Origin of the sequence: Streptomyces sp. TRM64462, assembly GCF_013362995.1 — a bacterium.
Classification (GTDB): domain Bacteria; phylum Actinomycetota; class Actinomycetes; order Streptomycetales; family Streptomycetaceae; genus Streptomyces.
Genome location: NZ_JABWDV010000070.1, coordinates 1 through 18731, shown reverse-complemented (window position 1 = coordinate 18731; position 18731 = coordinate 1). Strand labels below are relative to the sequence as shown.

Sequence of the window (18731 nt, the reverse complement as noted above, 5' to 3'; positions counted from 1 at the left end):
CCGGCCTCCACCCCCGCACCCGCCCCCGCACCCCCGCTCGCCCTGCCGCTCCTGGGTGCCGCCGTCTGTGGCCTCCTCGCCGCCGCCACCGGCCCCCGGCCCGAGCTCGTCGTCTGGCTGGTGGCCGCGCCCGTGGCGCTGCTGCTCGCGGCCGTCGACCGGCGGGTGCACCGGCTGCCCGATCCGCTGACGCTGCCCCTGGCCGGTGCCGTTCCGGTGCTGCTGGGTGGTGCCGCGTCCGTTCCCGGGCACGCGGGGGACTGGGGGCTCGCCCTGCTCGGCGGCCTCGCCCTCGGGGGCGGCTACCTGCTGCTGTTCCTCGTCAACCCGGCCGGCATGGGCTTCGGGGACGTGAAGCTCGCCCTCTCCCTCGGCGCCGCCCTCGGCTGGTACGGGTGGGAGGTGCTGGTCGCGGGGGCCTTCGCCGGGTTCGTGCTGGGCGCGGGGTACGGCTTCGGGCTCATCCTCCTGCGGCGCGCGACCCGCAGGAGCGCCATCCCGTTCGGGCCATTCATGATCGCGGGCGCGTTCCTGGGCGTCCTCGCCGGCGCGCTCGCCCGCTTCCCCGCGTGAGCCCGCGGCCGGACCCGTCAATTCCGCGCCCCGAACGCCCCGTACCCCCTGGGGAGGACCCTGGATCCCCCGGCGGCCCGCCCCGCACCGCAGTCCCGCGCTTTCGGAGCGTAGCGGTGGCGCGTCGTGGCACCCATCACCACTTACGAAGGGTTATGGTGGAAACCCCCCCTCGGGCCGGTCCGTATCCCCCCCACGGACCGGCCCGTTTTTCGCGCCCCCGCCCGCGGCGCGCCCGAGTCAGCTCCGCGCCGCCCAGATGTTGACCCCCGCCGTGTCCACGGCGAAGGAGTCGATCTCCTTCAGCTCCTCCTCCGTCAGCGGCGCACCGCCCAGCGCCGCCACGTTCTGCTCAAGCTGCCCCACGCTCGACGCGCCGATCAGCGCCGACGTCATCCGCTCGTCCCGCAGCACCCACGTCAACGCGAGCTGCGCCAGCGACTGCCCCCGCCGCCGGGCGATCTCGTCCAGCCCGCGCAGCCGCCGCAGCACGTCGTCCGACAGCAGGCCCGGGTCCAGCGACTTGCCCAGCGAGGCCCGCGACCCCTCCGGGATGCCCCGCAGGTACTTGTCCGTGAGCATGCCCTGCGCGAGCGGCGCGAAGGAGATGCAGCCCATGCCCTCCGCCTCCAGCGTGTCGAGGAGGCCGTCCTCCTCCGTCCACCGGTTGATCATCGAGTAGGACGGCTGGTGGATCAGCGCCGGTACGCCCATCTCCCGCAGCAGCCGCGCCGCCTCGGCGGTCTGTTCGCTGCTGTACGAGGAGACACCCGCGTACAGCGCCTTGCCCTGCCGCACAGCGGACGCCAGCGCACCCATCGTCTCCTCCAGCGGGGTGTTCCGGTCGAAGCGGTGCGAATAGAAGATGTCGACGTAATCGAGACCCATCCGCTGCAGCGAGGCGTCGAGCGACGACAGCAGATACTTCCGCGAACCCCACTCGCCGTACGGCCCGGGGTGCATCAGATAACCGGCCTTCGTCGAGATGACGAGCTCGTCGCGGTAAGGGCGGAAGTCCTGGGCGAAGATCTTTCCGAAGTTCAGCTCGGCGGACCCGGGCGGCGGCCCGTAGTTGTTCGCCAGGTCGAAGTGCGTGATGCCGAGATCGAATGCGCGGCGCAGGATCGCGCGCTGCGACACGAGCGTGCGGTCGTCGCCGAAGTTGTGCCAGAGGCCCAGCGAAATCGCGGGCAGCTTGAGGCCGCTGCGCCCGGTACGGCGGTACTCCATGGAGTCGTACCGGTCGTCGGCCGCGCGGTAGAGGGAGGACATCGGGGAATCGGACATGCCTTTCTCCCTATCACGGACTTGTGACATACCGGGTTGGGCCGCCGCCACCCGCGCGCAGTAATGTGGCGGCTTCGGGGACGGCCCGTGGCGCCGCCGGCGGACGTGAGCCATGCCGCATTCCCCCTGGGGCCGGTGGTCCGGCATCCCGCAAGCGAGAGGTGAGATCGGTGAACTTGCGCGACCTGGTGTACAGGCTTTACGCACGCCGGGTGGAGGGCCGCCTCGACCACGCACAGGTGCCCAAGCACATCGGCGTCATCCTCGACGGCAACCGGCGCTGGGCGAAGGCCTCGGGCGGCACGCCCGAGCAGGGCCACAAGGCCGGCGCCAGCAAGATCATGGAGCTGCTCGGCTGGAGCTCCGAGACCGACGTCGAGGTCGTCACCCTCTGGATGCTGTCCACGGACAACCTCAACCGGCCCGAGGAGCAGCTCGTCCCGCTCCTCGGCATCATCGAGGACGCCGTACGGGCCATCGCGGCCGACGGCCGCTGGCGCGTCCACCACGTCGGCACGCTGGACCTCCTGCCGCCCCGCACCCAGAAGGTCCTGAAGGAGGCCGAGGAGTCGACCCGTCACATCGACGGGATACTCGTGAACGTGGCGGTCGGCTACGGCGGCCGTCAGGAGATCGCCGACGCGGTCCGCTCCCTCCTCATCGACCACGCCGAGCGGGGCACGTCGTTCGAGGAGCTCGCCGAGATCGTCGACACCGACCTGATCGCCGAGCACCTCTACACGCGGGGCCAGCCCGACCCGGACCTCGTCATCCGTACCAGCGGCGAACAGCGCCTCTCGGGCTTCATGCTCTGGCAGAGCGCCCACTCCGAGTACTACTTCTGCGAGGTGCACTGGCCGGCCTTCCGCAAGGTCGACTTCCTGCGCGCCCTCCGCGACTACGCCGCCCGCCACCGCCGCTACGGCACCTGACCCGGACGCCCCGCCCGCGGGTGACGGCGTGTCATATGCCATCGGCCGTGTGGGCATGGGGGTGGGGGATCGGGGGCATACCCCTTCCAGAGTGAGCGGTACGGAGCCCGCTCGCCCGGGAGGCCCCTTGCACCAGGACGATCGTGCAGCACAGGCGCCGGAGCCGCGGCCCCTGCATCGTGGCCGGCCCGGTCCATCCCCCCGCGACGCCGTCGCAGTCGCACCCCGACCTCTTCCGAGGGGGTACGTCCTACGTGGTGACCAGCACTAAGCGCCGCCTCAACGACCGGCGCACCTACGTTCTCGACACCAGCGTCCTGCTGGCCGACCCCAACGCCCTGTCCCGCTTCGACGAGCACGAGGTCGTGCTCCCCGTCGTCGTGGTGACGGAGCTGGAGGCCAAGAGGCACCACCCGGAACTCGGCTACTTCGCCCGGCAGGCCCTGCGCCTCCTGGACGACCTGCGGGTACGGTACGGACGCCTCGACGCCCCGCTCCCCGTCGGCGGCCTGGGCGGGACCCTGCGCGTGGAGCTCAACCACTCGGACCCCGGCGTCCTGCCGGCCGGCTACCGCCTCGGGGACAACGACTCGCGCATCCTGGCCGTCGCACGCAACCTCCAGGCCGAGGGGTACGACGTCACCGTCGTCTCCAAGGACCTGCCGCTCCGTATCAAGGCGTCGTCCGTCGGGCTGCTCGCCGAGGAGTACCGCGCCGAGCTCGCCATCACCGACTCCGGCTGGACCGGGATGTGCGAGGTGCCCGTCTCCGGCGAGCAGGTCGACCTGCTGTTCGCCGAGGAGAGCCTGTACGTGCCCGAGGCCGCCGGGCTCCCGGTGCACACCGGGCTCGTCCTGCGGTCCGAGCGCGGCAAGGCGCTCGGCCGGGTCGGCGCCGACGGCACCGTACGCCTGGTCCGCGGCGACCGGGAGGCGTTCGGCATCCGCGGCCGCAGCGCCGAGCAGCGCATCGCCCTGGACCTGCTCCTGGACCCGGACGTCGGCATCGTGTCCATGGGCGGCCGGGCCGGCACCGGCAAGTCGGCGCTCGCGCTGTGCGCCGGCCTCGAAGCCGTACTGGAGCGCCGCCAGCACCAGAAGGTCATGGTGTTCCGGCCGCTGTACGCGGTCGGCGGGCAGGAGCTCGGCTATCTGCCGGGCACCGAGGCCGAGAAGATGAACCCGTGGGCGCAGGCGGTGTTCGACACGCTCTCGGCGGTGACGAGCCGCGAGGTCATCGACGAGATCCTGGCCCGCAACATGCTGGAGGTCCTCCCGCTCACCCATATCCGCGGGCGCTCGCTGCACGACGCGTTCGTCATCGTCGACGAGGCCCAGTCCCTCGAACGCAACGTCCTGCTGACCGTGTTGTCCCGGATCGGGGCGAATTCCCGGGTCGTTCTCACCCATGACGTGGCACAACGGGACAACCTGCGGGTCGGCCGGTACGACGGAGTCGTCGCCGTGGTCGAGAAGCTGAAGGGGCATCCGCTCTTCGCGCATGTCACCCTCACCCGCTCCGAGCGCTCCCAGATCGCCGCGCTGGTGACCGAAATGCTGGAGGAAGGGCAGGTTTAGGGGAGTTCCCAGGGGCTCTTCAGGGAGTTGGGTGCCGCCCGGCAAAGCGCGAGAGCTTAGCCGGGCGGCACCGTGCTGGGGAGGGGATCCACCAAAACTCCTGTGACTGGCGGGGTGTGAGCTTTCACACGTAACGAGGAATTGCCTTGGCTCATCGGCTTCCGGCAGAGTCTTGCTTCCGTCAGGCCCCGCATACGGCACAGCCACATCCTCACGGACCCGTGGCGGTCAGTCACAACTCAACAGCCGTCCGCCGTATGCCGCCCGAGCACCACGCGGCGCTCCCGTCGGGGAGTCGCCCACCGGGCCCGTGTTCCCCGTGACCCAGTGAGTGGGGGACCAGTGCCAGGGGCACGATCGCGCCCGCGAGGTCACCTGTGCGGGCGGTGCTGGAAGGAAACCGTGTGAGCCGGATCTCGGTCCGGGGATTCGCGGTGGCGTCGGCCACCGCGGTCACCACTGTCGGCGCCGTTGTCGGCGTCGCCGCGGGCAACCCCGCCGCGACGCAGGAGAAGTTCGAGGCGACCGCAGCCGACGCCACCCTCCTGGCGGACATACCCGCCGGCGAGCAGGCCCAGGTACAGGTCGCGTCGCTGACGCAGCAGGCCGAGGCGCAGGCCGCCGCGGCGGACACGGCAGCCCTCAAGTCGGCCGAGGAGGCCGCCCGCGTCAAGGCGGCCAAGGACGCCGAGGCGAAGAAGGCCGCCGCCGACGAGAAGGCCGAGCAGGAGCGCAAGGAACGCGAGGCGAAGGAGCGCGAGGAGCAGGAGCGCGCCAGCCGCAGCGCGGTGCGCGACGCGTCCAGCTTCGCCGCCCAGTCCTCGTACACCGTGGCCGAGGTCCAGGCCATGGCGCGCCAGATGGTCCCCGGCGACCAGTTCCAGTGCTTCAGCAACATCGTGGACCACGAGTCCACCTGGAACTACAAGGCGGTCAACCCGTCCTCCGGCGCCTACGGCCTCGTGCAGGCCCTCCCGGGCTCCAAGATGGCGTCCGCGGGCGACGACTGGCGGACCAACCCGGCCACCCAGATCAAGTGGGGCCTGAACTACATGAACGAGCGCTACGGCAGCCCCTGCGGCGCCTGGTCGTTCTGGCAGGCCAACAACTGGTACTGACACCGCCGCTCAACTTCTCGGAGCCCCTCACCGTCCTAGGGTGAGGGGCTCCGTGCGTGTACCGTCAGGAGGCCGGAACTCCGGGGGGAGTGGTCCAGGGGGAAGAGAGAGACGTGTCGAGAGTGCCAGGGTGGATCGACCGGCTGGGTGCCGGAGTCAGCCGCATCGGCCGCCGCCTCGCGGAACGCCGCGCCCAGGCGGAGGCGGAGGCCGAGGCGGAGACCCCGACGGGCGGCGCGGTGGAACTGCCTCCGCGTGCGGCCGCCGCACTGCCGGCCGCCGCGCCCGGTGGGCCCGGCGTGGCCGGTGCGCCCGGTGTGTCCGGTGCCGCCGAGGGCGGTGCGCCCGGCAGCGTGCCCGCCCCGCCCTCGTACGCCCCCGCCGTCGCCGCCCGGCCCGACCCGGCCGCCGCCATACCGTGGGGCATGCGCGTCGCCGCCGAGGCCGGATGGCGGCTGCTCGTCCTGGCCGGGACGCTGTGGGTGCTGATGAAGGTCATCAGTACGGTGCAGCTCGTCGTCCTCGCCTTCGTCGCCGCGCTGCTGGTCACCGCCATGCTCCAGCCCACCGTGGCCCGACTGAAGAAGCTCGGGCTGCCGCGCGGGCTCGCCACCGCCGTCACCGCCGTCCTCGGCTTCGTCATCATGGGCCTGGTCGGCTGGTTCGTGGTGTGGCAGGTCATGGACAACCTCGACAACCTCTCCGCGCGCGTCCGCGACGGCATCGAGGAGCTCAAGCAGTGGCTCCTGAACAGCCCGTTCCATGTGACCGAGAGTCAGATCAACGACATCGCGAAGAACCTCCAGGACACGATCGGCACCAACACCGAGGAGATCACCTCCGCAGGTCTCCAGGGCGTGACGGTCATGGTCGAGGTGCTGACCGGGATACTGCTCGCGATGTTCTCCACCCTCTTCCTCCTCTACGACGGGAAGAAGGTGTGGGAATGGGCGCTGAAGCTGGTGCCGGCCCAGGCCCGCCCGGGTGTGGCGGGGGCCGGGCCGCGGGCCTGGCGCACGCTCACCGCCTATGTGCGGGGCACGGTGATAGTGGCCCTCATCGACGCCATCTTCATCGGCCTCGGCCTCTACTTCCTCGACGTGCCGCTCGCCGTGCCGCTCGCCGTCTTCATCTTCCTCTTCGCCTTCATCCCGCTCGTCGGCGCGGTGATCTCCGGCGCCCTGGCGGTCGTCGTCGCGCTGGTGACGAACGGGGTGTTCACGGCGCTGATGGTGCTGGCCGTGGTGCTGGCCGTGCAGCAGATCGAGGGCCATGTGCTCCAGCCGTTCATCCTCGGCCGCGCCGTCCGGGTGCATCCGCTGGCGGTGGTCCTCGCGGTCGCGTCCGGCGGCCTGGTCGCGGGCATCGGCGGCGCCGTGGTCGCGGTGCCGCTGGTGGCGGTCACCAACACGGTCGTCGGGTATCTGCGGGCGTTCAGCCAGGAACAGGCGCTGCGGCGGCTGGCCCCGGTCCTGCTGCCGGGCGGTACGGCGCCGGGACAGGGCGAGGGCGGAGAACCGAAGGGGACCGCGTGATATCCGAGCCGGAGCTGGTGGGCGGCCCCGAGGACGGCGCAGGCGACGGCCACGGGGATGTGCTGGACAGCACGCGTGTACGGGACTCCCGCCCCCGCCCGTACCGCCGCTGGCTCTGGGCGCTGGGCGGCGCCCTCACCGCGTCCGCCCTGTGGGCGGCGGGCCTCGTCGCGTACCAGGGGCGCGGCCCCGACCTGGGCGGCTACCGCGCCAGCGACGACCTGTGCGCCGAGGCCGAGCTGCCCGCCCTGGTCACCGCGCTCGGCGAGCGCGGTACCGGCGGCGGTCTCGACGAGGAGGCACGCCACGAGGCACTGGACGAGTCGCGCTGCTCCATGACCCTGGGCCCGCCCCGTGCGCAGTACGACGTCGGCCTCAGCTACGAACTGCACAAGAAGACCGATCCGGGGCCGGAGTTCAGCGCCCGTGAGGGATCGGTTCCGGGGTACCGGCCGCCGACGGTCCGGGTCCCCGGCCTGGGCGATGAGGCGTTCTTCACCGACGCCGACACCGGGTACGCGGTCCTCAGCGTGGTGGACGGGCAGGCCGTGCTGGCCCTGACCGTCAGCGCGGCGTACACCGGGGACCCTGAGGACCCGGACCAGCCGCAGGAGCCGGGCCAGGAGGTCGTCGCGGCGCTGTCCGGTGTGAAGGAGTTCATGGTCGAGGACATGAAGGCGCTGATGGCCCGCCTCAAGTCCCCGGCACCGCCCCCTTCCCCGTCGGCCTCGGGCCGCGGCTGACGGACGGTACGGCGAAGGGCCCGCCGGCATCGCTGCCGGCGGGCCCTCACCCCGTACGCGTACGCCTTACTCGGCGAGCACGGCCTCCGCGTCCAGCGTCGTGGCGACCGCCTGGATCACCGCGGCGATCTTGAAGGCCTCCTGGACCGTCTCGCGGTCCACCCCGGCCTTGCGCAGGACCTGCTCGTGCGAGTCGAGGCACTGGCCGCAGCCGTTGATCGCGGAGACCGCGAGCGACCACAGCTCGAAGTCGACCTTCTCGACGCCCGGGTTGCCGATGACGTTCATCCGCAGACCGGCGCGCAGCGTGCCGTACTCCGGGTCGGAGAGCAGATGACGCGTCCGGTAGAAGACGTTGTTCATCGCCATGATCGCGGCGGCGGACTTGGCCGCCGCGTACGCCTCGGGCTTGAGGTTCTCGCGGGCCTCGGGCTCCAGCTCGGCCAGCACCTTCGGCGACCGCGCGGCGATCGCGCAGGCCAGGACGGTGCCCCAGAGCTGCTGCTGGGGCAGCTCGCTGTTGCCGATGACCGAGCCGAGGTTCAGCTTCAGGTCCTTCGCGTAGTCCGGTATGGCGGACTTGAGTGCGTCCAGGGACATCTCAGATCACTCGTCTCTCGATCGAGGGGCTCGACTGCTCGGTCACTCGCCGGACAGCAGCTTGACCGGGTCGAGGGTGTCCTCGCCCTTGGTCCAGTTGCACGGGCACAGCTCGTCGGTCTGCAGGGCGTCCAGGACCCGCAGGACCTCCTTGGGGTTACGGCCGACGGAGCCGGCGGTCACCATGGCGAACTGGATCTCGTTGTTCGGGTCGACGATGAACACGGCGCGCTGCGCGAAGCCGTCCTCACCCTCGACGCCGCAGTCCCGCATCAGCTCGTGCTTGGAGTCCGCCAGCATCGGGAAGGGCAGGTCACGCAGGTCGGCGTGGTCCTTGCGCCAGGCGTGGTGGACGAACTCGGAGTCGCCGGAGACGCCGAGGATCTGGGCGTCGCGGTCCGCGAACTCGTCGTTCAGCTTGCCGAACGCGGCGATCTCGGTCGGGCACACGAAGGTGAAGTCCTTCGGCCAGAAGAACACCACGCGCCACTTGCCCTCGTAGGACTTGTGGTCGATCTGCTCGAACTCCTTGCCGCTCTCCAGCGACACGCAGGCGGTCAGGTCGTACGTGGGGAACTGGTCACCGACAGTGAGCACACGCTCTCCTAGGAGTGGGGATGTCCCTTGTGGGGTCATCCGTGGGGGTTGGACGACGGCCAGCATGGCACGCGGTGCATTGATCAGTGAAATAGCTAGACTGGGTCATGTTGATCGAAGGCGGTTATCAGTGATGTATCAGTGATGTCGGTGCAGAAGAACGCGCATAAGGCCAAGCAGCCCAGCCTCGCCCAGCTCAGGGCGTTCGCGGCCGTGGCCGAGCATCTGCACTTCCGGGATGCGGCCGCCGCGATAGGGATGAGCCAGCCGGCGCTGTCGGGCGCGGTTTCGGCTCTCGAAGAGGCACTCGGTGTCCAGCTCCTCGAGCGTACGACGCGCAAGGTGCTGCTGTCGCCGGCGGGGGAGCGCCTGGCGGTGCGCGCCAAGGCGGTGCTGGACGCGGTGGGGGAGCTGATGGAGGAGGCCGAGGCGGTCCAGGCGCCCTTCACGGGGGTGCTGCGGCTCGGCGTGATCCCGACGGTGGCGCCGTATCTGCTGCCGACGGTGCTGCGGCTGGTGCATGACCGCTACCCGGACCTGGACCTCCAGGTCCACGAGGAGCAGACGTACTCGCTGCTCGAAGGACTGGCCGCGGGGCGGCTCGACCTGCTGCTGCTCGCGGTGCCGCTGGGCGTGCCGGGCGTCACCGAACTGCCGCTGTTCGACGAGGACTTCGTCCTGGTCACGCCCGACGACCACCCGCTCGGCGGGCGTACGGGCATACCGCGCGACGTGCTGCGCGAGCTGGACCTGCTGCTGCTCGACGAGGGGCACTGCCTGCGCGACCAGGCCCTGGACATCTGCCGCGAGGCCGGCCGCACGGAGGGCGCCGCGGTCACCACGACCGCGGCGGGGCTCTCCACGCTGGTCCAGCTCGTGGCGGGCGGCCTCGGCGTGACGCTGCTGCCGCGGACCGCTGTCAAGGTCGAGACCGGCCGCAACCCGAGCCTCGTCACCGGCTGGTTCGCCGACCCGGCGCCGTCCCGCCGCGTCGCCCTGGCCATGCGCACCGGAGCTGCCCGCTCGGCCGAGTTCGAAGAACTCGCCACGGATCTGCGGGCAGCCCTGTCGTCGCTCCCGGTCCGCGTACTCCGCCCCGACCCGACGTAGCGCACACCGCCGCCGTTTCCGCTGTGGGCATGCATTCCTCCCCCAAGGACTTCGTCCAGGGGGGACCCCCAGGGCGATGGGGGTCCCCCCTGCTCGAGCGAAGCCGAGAGCTTGGTGGAGGGTGGGCACAGCAGCGCCACCCCGAGGCCCACACCGACCGCGGTCAGGGCCGTACGCGCCCAGGACCGGCGCCCGCCCGCGACGGCGAACCGCACACCGAGCCCGAAGTCCCGTACGGCACCGCGCAGTCCGGCTATCGCGGTCCGTGCGCTCACAGCGTGCCCGCCATGTCCCGCACCCTGCCGTCCCGTACGACGACCTCACGGTCCGCGTACGCCGCGACGCGCGCCTCGTGCGTGACGAGGACGACGGCCGCGCCGGTGTCGCGGGCCGCGTCGGTGAGCAGCTCCAGCACCCGCTCGCCGTTGAGGGAGTCCAGGGCGCCGGTCGGCTCGTCCGCGAACACGACACGGGGCGCCGTGACCAGGGAGCGGGCGACCGCCACGCTCCCCCTAGGCCTTGATCGCCTGGGGGGACCCCCAGCCCTGACCGCCGGAGATCTCGCCCGGCCGCTTGCCGGCGACCCCGGTGGCCTCCAGGCGCTCCAGCCACTCCACGGCCCTGGCCTCGGCGGCCTCGCGGCGCTCGCCGTTGAGGCGGAGCGGCAGGGCGACGTTCTCGACGCACGTCAGCTCGGGCACCAGCTGCCCGAACTGGAACACGAACCCGAAGTCCCCGCGCCGCAGGGCGCTCCGCGCGGCGTCGCCCATGGCGGTCAGGTCGCGGCCGTCGTACGTGACGGTCCCGGCGTCCGGGCGGACGATGCCCGCCAGGCAGTGCAGCAGCGTCGACTTGCCGGAGCCGGACGGGCCCATGACGGCCACGACCTCACCGGCCCGGACCGAGAAGGCGGCCCCGGTCAGCGCCGGCGTCGGCCCGTACGCCTTGCTCAGCCCCCTCGGCGTGGAGCAGCGGTGCCGTGGTCATCCGGCGGCCCCCGTGCCCCGTACGGTCTCGGCGAGCCGGCCGAGGCACGTGGCGGTCAGTTCCAGCCAGCGCAGATCGGCCTCCAGGTGGAACAGCGCGTGGTCGCAGATGAGCTGGTCGGCGAGATCGCCGTCCTTCTTGCGGCGGGTCAGCTCCCGCATCAGCCGCAGATGTTCGGCGCGCTGCGTGTCGAGCAGGTCGTGGGCGCTGCGCCCGGTGAGGAGCGCGAGGACGACCTTGGTGTAGAGCGTCGACTGGAGGTACGGCTCCGGTTTCTCGGGCCGGGTCAGCCACTGCTCGACGTCGGTCACGCCGGCCTCGGTGATCGCGTACCGCTTGCGTTCCGGCCCGTCGCCGGGCTCGACGGCGTCGACCTGGACGAGCCCGTTCTTCAGGAGCCGCGACATGGTCGAGTAGACCTGCCCGTAGTGCAGCGGCCGGTCGTGGCCGAACTTCTCGTCGAAGGCCCGCTTCAGGTCGTAACCGTGACGCGGCCCGGACTCCAGGAGCCCCAGGAGAGTGTGACCGATGGACATACCAGCCACTCTACAGTGCGTGTATACATGGGGTGTATAGCTGGCCGGAAGGGGGCGTCGGAAGGGGGCGTCATAAGAGGGGCGTCAGAAGAGGGCGTCAGAAGGCCAGCCGGGCCGCGACCGGCAGATGGTCGCTGCCGGTGGGCGCCAGCGTCCAGACGCGGGTGACCTCCGCCCCGCGGGCCATGACCTGGTCGATACGGGCCAGGGGCGCCGACGCGGGCCAGCTGAACGCCAGGCCCGCGGACGCCGGGTCCAGCCGGGTCGTCAGCGGCGCGAGGCCGCGGTCGTCGACCGTGCCGTTCAGGTCGCCCAGCAGCACCACCCGGTCGAGCCGCTCGGCCGCGAGCGCCGCCCCCAGCAGCGCCGCGCTCTCGTCGCGGCGCACCGAGTCGAAGCCGCGCGTGGCGGTGATCCGCACCGACGGCAGGTGCGCCACGTACACGGCGACGTCCCCGTACGGGGTCTCGGCCGTGACCCGCAGCCCGCGCTGCCAGTCGGGGCCGATGCCGTGCGGCCGGATGTCCAGGGCCTGCACGTCCGTCAGCGGATACGCCGACCAGAGCCCGACCGTGCCGTGCACCGCCTGGTACCGGTAGCGCCCCACGAGGGCGTCCGTGTACGCGGGCAGCGCCGCCGGGGTCACCTCCTGGAGGGCGATCAGGTCCGCGCCGGCCGCCAGGAGGGCCCGGGCGGTGCCCGCCGGGTCGGGGTTGTCGTCGGCGGCGTTGTGCTGCACCACCGTCATACCGGTCCGCCCCGTGGTCCCTTCGTCCCACAGCAGGTGCCCGAAGTGCCCCAGCCAGGCGACTGCCGGCAGCAGCGCCGCGAGCAGCGCGGTCACCGACCGGCGCACCAGGGCCCCGACGAGCAGCACCGGAACGGCGAGGCCCAGCCACGGCAGGAACGTCTCCAGGAGGCTGGCAGGGCGCCCCGGCAGGTCCGGCACGGTCGCGTGGAACACGAGCAGCCACGCGACCAGGGCGGCGAGCCCGGCCAGCACCCGGCCGCGCGTCCAGAGCGTGCGTCTCCGCCCGCCCGCCGCGCCGCCCCTGCCCCGGCTGCCGCTCTCCTCGTCGGCCGCAACGCCCGCCGTCGCACTGTTGTTCACATCGAACGACGACGCAGCGGCGGTGCGCCCGGTTCCCCGGCCCGCCCCGCCGCCGGGCCGTTCCGAGGCCGGTTCACGTGCCGGCTCCCGGGCCGGTTCCCCGTCGTGCCCCGGCGTCACGTCCCGGCGCTCGCAGGACCGGCCGCCGGGCCCTCGCCCCCGCCGCGCTCCTGGCCCCGCTCATCGCCCTGGCCCCGCTCCCGGCCCTGACCGTGCCCCGCCCCCCGGGCCCCCTCCGGTGGTGAGGCGTCCTTCGGGGGGCGGCCCCGCCGGGGCAGCGGCCCCGGCGTGGACGGCATGCGGTGGGCGTCCGCCAGCGCCCTGCGGAGCAGGAACTCGATCTGGGAGTTGGCGCTGCGCAGTTCGTCCGCGGCCCAGCGCGCCAGCGCCTCGTACACCGCCGGGTCGAGGCGGAGGAGGACCTGTTTGCGCTCGCGGCGGGACGTCATTGGTAGAGCGTGCCCGTGTTCACGACCGGCTGGGCCGAGCGGTCACCGCACAGCACCACCATCAGGTTGGACACCATCGCCGCCTTCCGTTCCGGGTCCAGATCCACTATGTCCCGCTCGCTGATCCGGTCCAGCGCCGCCTCGACCATGCCGACGGCGCCCTCCACGACCTTCTGGCGGGCCGCCACCATCGCGCCGGCCTGCTGACGCTGGAGCATCGCGGACGCGATCTCCGGAGCGTACGCGAGGTGTGTGAACCGGGACTCGATGATCCGGACCCCCGCCGCCGCCACGCGCGCGTGGAGCTCGGCCGCCAGCTTCTCGGTGATCTCCTCGGCGTCACCACGCAGCGACAGGCCGCCCTCCTCGTGCGCGTCGTACGGGTACTCGATCGCGATGTGCCGGACCGCGGCCTCGGTCTGCGTGGAGACGAACTGCTCGTAGTCGTCCACCTCGAACAGCGCCTGCGCCGTGTCCTCGACCCTCCAGACGACGACCGCGGCCAGCTCGATCGGGTTGCCGTATGCGTCGTTGACCTTCAGGACGGCCGTCTCGTGGTTCCGCACCCGTGTGGAGATCGCCATGCGCGAGGTGAGCGGGTTCACCCAGCGCAGCCCGTCCGTGCGCACCGTCCCCCGGTACCGCCCGAAGAGCTGCACCACCCTGGCCTCGCCCGGCGCCACCATGTTGAGCCCGCACATCGCGAGCAGCGAGCCGAGGCAGAGCAGTGCGCCCAGGATCGCGAGACCGGCACGCGCGCCCGCGGACGCGTCCTCCGCGAGCCCCGCGCCGGCGACGATCAGGCACACCCCCAGAGCCAGGCCCAGCAGGCCGCACAGCAGCGCCACTCCGCCGCCGACGCTGTACGCCGTGAACTCGCGCACCTGTGGCTCCGGCAACTCCGGCGCCGCCCCTGGCGCGCGCCCGGCCGCGCCGGTCGCGGCGTTGCTCGCGGCGGCGGTCGTGGCGGTCGTCGCGGTGCCGTTCTTGTCCGTGGTCGTGGACATGAAACCCCCGTGGTCCGTGCTTCCCTCGGTGAAGCAAAGTGATATCACTTTAACGCACATCGCAACCCTCCGCACCCCTGGTGAGTCGGTTCCTTGTGGACAGGTGCTCATTGTCACGTCCGGAAAAGACCGGATCCGTTGGTCTTTGTCGTATCCGGCGGGATAGCTTGCTGAGCTGGTCCGGACTGTGTGACCGAAAGACGACGCACGACACCACGAAACGAAGAGCGGGAGCTACGGAGCCATGGGCCGAGCGGAAGCGCGACGGGCCCGGCAGCGCGGGGCGCGCCGGGAGAAGCCGAGCGGCGGCATACGCCGCTTCTTCACCTGGCGGAAGCTGCTGGGCACGTTCTTCGTCTGCTGCCTCCTGCTGATGGGCGCCTTCTACGTCGTCTACCTGCTCGTCCCCGTACCCAAGGCCAACGCCGAGGCGACGCTGCAGAGCAACGTCTACAAGTACTCCGACGGCACGATCCTGGCCCGCAAGGGCGAGGTCAACCGCTCCATCGTCGGCCTCGACAAGATCCCCCTCAAGGTCCAGCAGGCCTTCGTCGCCGCCGAGAACAAGACCTTCTACGAGGACTCCGGTGTCGACATCAAGGGCACCGCCCGCGGCGTCATCAACACCGTCACCGGCAAGGGCAAGCAGGGCGGCTCGACGATCACCCAGCAGTACGTCAAGAACTACTACCTGGACCAGAGCCAGACCGTCACGCGCAAGCTCAAGGAACTGGTCATCGCCCTCAAGGTGGACCAGCGCCAGAGCAAGGACGAGATCCTCGCCGGCTACCTCAACACCAGCTACTACGGCCGCGGCGCCTACGGCATCCAGGCCGCCGCCCAGGCCTACTACGGCGTCGACGCGGGCGAACTGACCGTCGCCCAGGGCGCCTACCTCGCCGCGCTCCTCCAGGCGCCCAGCCAGTACGACTGGACCACCGCGACCCCCACCAGCCGCAAGCTGGTCACGGAGCGCTGGAACTACGTCCTGGACAACATGGTCGAGGAGAACTGGCTCGACCCGTCCGCGCGCGCCAAGATGACGTTCCCCGTCCCCCAGAAGCCGAGGCCCGCCCCCGGCATGGAGGGCCAGACCGGCTACCTCGTCGAGGCCGCCAACCAGCAGCTCATCCGCGAGGGCGGGGTCCGGGAGGAGGACCTCAACGCCGGCGGCTGGACGATCACCCTCAACATCGACAAGGACCGCCAGAAGGAGCTCGTCGAGGCGGTCGACAAGCAGCTGGAGTCCAAGCTCGACCGCAAGGGCGACAAGGTCGACGCGACCGTCCAGGCCGGCGCCACCTCCGTCGACCCCAAGACCGGTCACGTCGTCGCCCTGTACGGCGGTGTCGGCGCCACCGAGCACTGGATGTCCAACGCGACCCGCCGCGACTACCAGCCCGCCTCCACCTTCAAGCCGCTGGTGTTCGCCTCCGCCCTGGAGAACGGCTCCGAGACCCAGGACGGCCGCGCGATCGGCGTCAACACCCGCTACGACGGCACCAGCAAGCGTCCCGTCCAGGGCAGCGACACCCCGTTCGCACCGGAGAACGAGGACGACGTCAGCTACGGCGACGTCACCGTCCAGCGCGCCATGAACAAGTCGATCAACTCGGTGTTCGCCCAGATGATCGTCGACGTCGGCCCTGACAAGGTGAAGAAGACCGCCATCGACCTCGGCATGAAGGACGGCGACGCGTTCGTCGAGCGCCCCGCGATGTCCCTCGGCACCATGGGCGCCTCCACGTGGGACATGGCCGGTGTGTACGCCACGCTCGACAACCACGGCAAGAAGGTCACGCCCTCGATCGTGAAGTCCGCCGAGCACAAGGACCGTACGGTCACCCTGCCCCCACCGGTCGGCGGCCAGGCGATCAGCCGCGAGACCGCCGACACCGTCACGTCCGTGCTGACCGGCGTCGTCAAGAACGGCTCCGGCCGCGAGGCCAACACCTCCGCGTACGCGGCGGCCGGCAAGACCGGTACGTCCGAGAACAACAAGGCCGCCTGGTTCGCCGGCTACACGCCCGAACTCGTCACCGTCGTCGCCCTGTTCGGCGAGGACGCCGAGAAGGGCACCCAGGTGACGCTCACCGGCACCGCCAACTCGGGCCGCGCCAACGGCGGCGGCTTCCCCGCCCGCATCTGGGCCGACTACACGCTGGACGCCCTCGGCGGCGGCTCCGACGCCCGGTTCGACCTGGACGTGGCGGAGACCGCGAGCCCGGACCCGGAGCCCAGCACGTCGCCGTCCGACAGCGGCTCGCCGTCCCCGTCGGTGAGCGAGACGCCGGACGAGCCGTCCAGGTCGCCGTCGTCCTCCTCGTCCGCGCCGCCGTCGTTCACACCGTCCGTGCCGAGCACGCCCGCCGACCCCAGCTCGACGCCCCCGTCCCCGTCGACGTCCCCGTCCGACGCCACGGGCCCCGGCGGCGGCGACCTGGACCCGACGGACCCGGGTACGGACGAGGGCGCGACCGACGACAGGACGTTCAAGCCCAGGCTCTCGTAACCACGACGGCCGCCTCGACGGCCGCCTCGACGGCCGCCACGACGGCCGCCTCGACGGCCGCCTCGACGGCCGCGCTCGTACGAGAAGCGGCCGGCTCCCCGGAAGGGAAGCCGGCCGCTTCTCGCGTGAGGCCGCGTCTAGACCGGGGCCGTGACAGCCGCCTTGGCGGGGGACGTCGCCGGGGCCGGCAGCTCGAACCAGACGACCTTGCCGGTCGACAGGCGCGTCGCCCCCCACCGCCGGGCCAGCCGGTTCACCAGGAACAGCCCCCGGCCGCCCTCGTCGGTGTCCCGCGCCCTGCGCTGCCGCGGCAGCTGCGGCGAGTCGTCACCGACCTCGCACCGCAGCATGTCCGTCCGCAGCAGCCGCAGCGTCACCGGACGCGACGCGTACCGCACGGCGTTCGTCACGACCTCGCTGACCAGCAGCTCCACCGAGTCCGTCAGGTCCTCCAGGCCCCACCGGGCCAGCGCCCTGCGGGCCAGCCTGCGGGCGCGCCCCGGTGCCGCGTCCTCCGGCTCCAGGAACCAGTACGCGACATCGCTCGGCGCGATCCCGTCGAACCGGGCCGCCAGCAGCGCGATGTCGTCGTCCCGGTCGCCCGGACCCAGGATGTCCAGCACGTCGTCGCAGAGCGCCTCCAGCGGCGGCGGGTGGTCGGGGCCCGTCAACTGGGCGGTCGCGGCGAGCCGTTCCCGTAGCTGCTCTATCCCCGTCCACACGTCCCGCAGCCGCGACTCGACGAGCCCGTCCGTGTACAGGAGCAGCGTGGCGCCCGCGGGGGCGTCCAGCTCCACGGCCTCGAAGTCCACGCCGCCCACGCCGATCGGCGCGCCCGGAGGCACCCGCAGCACCTCCGCACGGCCGCCGAGGTGGAGCAGTATCGGCGGCGGGTGACCGGCGTTGGCGATGGTGATGCGGTGCGCGACCGGGTCGTACACGGCGTACAGGCACGTCGCCATGCGGTTCTCGCCGAGCCGCTGCGCCTGCTCGTCGAGGTGGTGCAGCACCTCCTGCGGCGGCAGGTCGAGCCCGGCCAGCGTCTGCGCGGTCGTCCGGAGCTGCCCCATGATCGCGGCGGACGTCATGGAGTGCCCCATCACGTCGCCCACGACGAGGGCGACCCTGCTGCCGGGCAGCGGGATCGCGTCGTACCAGTCGCCGCCCACCCGGGCCGTCTCGGCGGCCGGGAGGTAGCGGGACGCCAGCTTGACGCCGGTCGGCTGCGGCAGGTTCTCGGGCAGCATGGTGCGCTGCAGCTCGTCCGCGATGTACGCCTCACGCCCGTACAGCACGGCCTTGTCGATGCCGAGCGCCGTGTGCGTGGCCAGCTGCGCCGCCACCAGCAGGTCGTTCGGCTCGAACGGCGGCCGGTCGGGGCGGCGCAGGATCACGGCCGCACCGATGACGCGGCGCCGGCCGCGCAGCGGCGCGAGGATCGCGCGGTGCCCGGACGGTACGGAGCGGCCCTCGCCGAGCAGTTCGGGCAGCGCGGCGCGGGCGGCCGCGGAGTCGCCGAACACCGGCCGCACCCCGCGCAGCACCTCCGCGAGCGGCCCGCCGGGCAGCACCTCGCACAGTTCGGCGGCGGGGCTCTGATCGGCGGCGTCGGGCGCCACGACGGGCCCGGTCGTGAGCAGGCCGATGTCGGCGGGGTCGTCCTCCGTTAAACGCAGCCGGTCCGTACGGCGCAGCCGCAGCACGAACGGGTCGACGGGCCGCTCGTCCCCGACGGGCAGCGGATCGCGCAGGTACACGAGGATGGCGTCGGAGAACGTCGGCACGGTCGCGCGGCACAGCCCGAGCACGATCTCGTCGAGGTCGATCCCGCGCGCGATCCGCCGCGTCGCCGCCCCGACGAACCGCAGCCGGTCCCCTTCCCGCCGCGCGGTCCCCACTGGCTCCACGGGTACGGCTCCGCTCCCGCTCCCGCCGACCTCGGCACCGCCACCGCCGCCGCCGTTCCCGGCGGCCGTACCGCCCGGAGCCGTACCGCCCGGGACCGTACCGCCCTGGGCGGGCACCGGGGCGGAGGCCGTGCCGGTGCCGCTCGCGGG

The 18731-nt window shown here is 72.1% G+C and carries 16 protein-coding genes and 1 pseudogene; 8 read left to right on the top strand and 9 right to left on the bottom strand.

Annotation, left to right across the window (positions count from 1 at the left end):
- On the top strand, nucleotides 1-573 hold a 573-nt coding region (locus HTZ82_RS03265; protein WP_175407725.1), incomplete at its 5' end, for an A24 family peptidase.
- A 240-nt stretch (nucleotides 574-813) separates the two neighbouring features.
- Here HTZ82_RS03265 and mgrA read toward each other — a convergent pair.
- Nucleotides 814-1860 (bottom strand): L-glyceraldehyde 3-phosphate reductase, encoded by a 1047-nt coding sequence (gene mgrA, locus HTZ82_RS03260; RefSeq protein WP_175407724.1) that lies wholly within the window; start codon nucleotides 1858-1860, stop codon nucleotides 814-816.
- 170 nt (nucleotides 1861-2030) lie between these two features.
- Here mgrA and HTZ82_RS03255 point away from each other — a divergent pair, with 170 nt between their 5' ends.
- The 5 genes from HTZ82_RS03255 (at nucleotide 2031) to HTZ82_RS03235 (ending at nucleotide 7765) form a co-directional block, all read left to right on the top strand.
- Nucleotides 2031-2792 (top strand): isoprenyl transferase, encoded by a 762-nt coding sequence (locus tag HTZ82_RS03255; RefSeq protein WP_175407723.1) that lies wholly within the window; start codon nucleotides 2031-2033, stop codon nucleotides 2790-2792.
- 254 nt (nucleotides 2793-3046) lie between these two features.
- Nucleotides 3047-4369: a PhoH family protein gene (locus HTZ82_RS03250; RefSeq protein ID WP_175407722.1), complete on the top strand. Its 1323-nt coding sequence runs from the start codon at nucleotides 3047-3049 to the stop codon at nucleotides 4367-4369.
- A gap of 404 nt (nucleotides 4370-4773) precedes the next feature.
- Nucleotides 4774-5487, top strand: a complete 714-nt coding sequence (locus HTZ82_RS03245; RefSeq protein WP_175407721.1) for a transglycosylase SLT domain-containing protein — start codon at nucleotides 4774-4776, stop codon at nucleotides 5485-5487.
- 113 nt (nucleotides 5488-5600) lie between these two features.
- Entirely contained in the window at nucleotides 5601-7022 is a 1422-nt protein-coding gene (locus HTZ82_RS03240; protein ID WP_175407720.1) for an AI-2E family transporter, read from the top strand.
- Entirely contained in the window at nucleotides 7019-7765 is a 747-nt protein-coding gene (locus HTZ82_RS03235) for a hypothetical protein (RefSeq protein WP_175407719.1), read from the top strand. Before HTZ82_RS03240 ends, HTZ82_RS03235 begins: the two co-directional genes overlap by 4 nt.
- A 66-nt stretch (nucleotides 7766-7831) precedes the next feature.
- On the opposite strand, the gene HTZ82_RS03230 is transcribed toward HTZ82_RS03235, so the two are convergent.
- Complete coding sequence (locus HTZ82_RS03230; RefSeq protein ID WP_175407718.1) at nucleotides 7832-8365, bottom strand: alkyl hydroperoxide reductase; 534 nt, start codon at nucleotides 8363-8365, stop codon at nucleotides 7832-7834.
- Nucleotides 8366-8407: 42 nt separating this feature from the next.
- The gene (locus tag HTZ82_RS03225) at nucleotides 8408-8962 is read right to left on the bottom strand and encodes a peroxiredoxin (protein WP_175407717.1); all 555 of its coding nucleotides are present in this window, start codon (nucleotides 8960-8962) and stop codon (nucleotides 8408-8410) included.
- A gap of 144 nt (nucleotides 8963-9106) precedes the next feature.
- Here HTZ82_RS03225 and HTZ82_RS03220 point away from each other — a divergent pair, with 144 nt between their 5' ends.
- The gene (locus HTZ82_RS03220) at nucleotides 9107-10072 is read left to right on the top strand and encodes a LysR substrate-binding domain-containing protein (RefSeq protein ID WP_175407716.1); all 966 of its coding nucleotides are present in this window, start codon (nucleotides 9107-9109) and stop codon (nucleotides 10070-10072) included.
- A 271-nt stretch (nucleotides 10073-10343) separates the two neighbouring features.
- On the opposite strand, the pseudogene HTZ82_RS03215 reads toward HTZ82_RS03220, so the two are convergent.
- From HTZ82_RS03215 to HTZ82_RS03195, 5 genes and pseudogenes are all read right to left on the bottom strand, one after another.
- Nucleotides 10344-11025 (bottom strand): annotated as a pseudogene (locus HTZ82_RS03215) (ABC transporter ATP-binding protein).
- Between the two features lie 30 nt (nucleotides 11026-11055).
- The gene (locus tag HTZ82_RS03210) at nucleotides 11056-11595 is read right to left on the bottom strand and encodes a PadR family transcriptional regulator (protein WP_175407715.1); all 540 of its coding nucleotides are present in this window, start codon (nucleotides 11593-11595) and stop codon (nucleotides 11056-11058) included.
- Nucleotides 11596-11692: 97 nt separating this feature from the next.
- On the bottom strand, nucleotides 11693-12706 hold the full coding sequence (locus HTZ82_RS03205) for an endonuclease/exonuclease/phosphatase family protein (RefSeq protein ID WP_309235286.1): 1014 nt from the start codon (nucleotides 12704-12706) through the stop codon (nucleotides 11693-11695).
- A gap of 116 nt (nucleotides 12707-12822) precedes the next feature.
- A complete protein-coding gene (locus HTZ82_RS31940; RefSeq protein WP_254711585.1) occupies nucleotides 12823-13155 on the bottom strand; it encodes a hypothetical protein in 333 nt (110 codons plus the stop codon).
- Complete coding sequence (locus tag HTZ82_RS03195) at nucleotides 13152-14162, bottom strand: SPFH domain-containing protein (RefSeq protein ID WP_175407714.1); 1011 nt, start codon at nucleotides 14160-14162, stop codon at nucleotides 13152-13154. Before HTZ82_RS03195 ends, HTZ82_RS31940 begins: the two co-directional genes overlap by 4 nt.
- 244 nt (nucleotides 14163-14406) lie before the next feature.
- Between HTZ82_RS03195 and HTZ82_RS03190 the strand changes: the two genes are divergently transcribed.
- Nucleotides 14407-16674, top strand: coding sequence for a transglycosylase domain-containing protein (locus HTZ82_RS03190; protein ID WP_175407713.1), 2268 nt, complete (start codon nucleotides 14407-14409; stop codon nucleotides 16672-16674).
- 137 nt (nucleotides 16675-16811) lie between these two features.
- Here HTZ82_RS03190 and HTZ82_RS03185 read toward each other — a convergent pair whose 3' ends face one another.
- Entirely contained in the window at nucleotides 16812-18698 is a 1887-nt protein-coding gene (locus tag HTZ82_RS03185) for a SpoIIE family protein phosphatase (RefSeq protein WP_309235287.1), read from the bottom strand.
- Nucleotides 18699-18731: the final 33 nt, after the last annotated feature.

What these genes read in the sequence shown, in the direction of transcription:
- mgrA (WP_175407724.1), bottom strand. Translation starts at nt 1,860, where the DNA reads ATGTCCGATTCCCCGATGTCCTCCCTCTACCGCGCGGCCGACGACCGG.
- HTZ82_RS03230 (WP_175407718.1), bottom strand. Translation starts at nt 8,365, where the DNA reads ATGTCCCTGGACGCACTCAAGTCCGCCATACCGGACTACGCGAAGGAC.
- HTZ82_RS03220 (WP_175407716.1), top strand. Translation starts at nt 9,107, where the DNA reads ATGTCGGTGCAGAAGAACGCGCATAAGGCCAAGCAGCCCAGCCTCGCC.
- HTZ82_RS03210 (WP_175407715.1), bottom strand. Translation starts at nt 11,595, where the DNA reads ATGTCCATCGGTCACACTCTCCTGGGGCTCCTGGAGTCCGGGCCGCGT.
- HTZ82_RS31940 (WP_254711585.1), bottom strand. Translation starts at nt 13,155, where the DNA reads ATGACGTCCCGCCGCGAGCGCAAACAGGTCCTCCTCCGCCTCGACCCG.
- HTZ82_RS03195 (WP_175407714.1), bottom strand. Translation starts at nt 14,162, where the DNA reads ATGTCCACGACCACGGACAAGAACGGCACCGCGACGACCGCCACGACC.
- HTZ82_RS03190 (WP_175407713.1), top strand. Translation starts at nt 14,407, where the DNA reads ATGGGCCGAGCGGAAGCGCGACGGGCCCGGCAGCGCGGGGCGCGCCGG.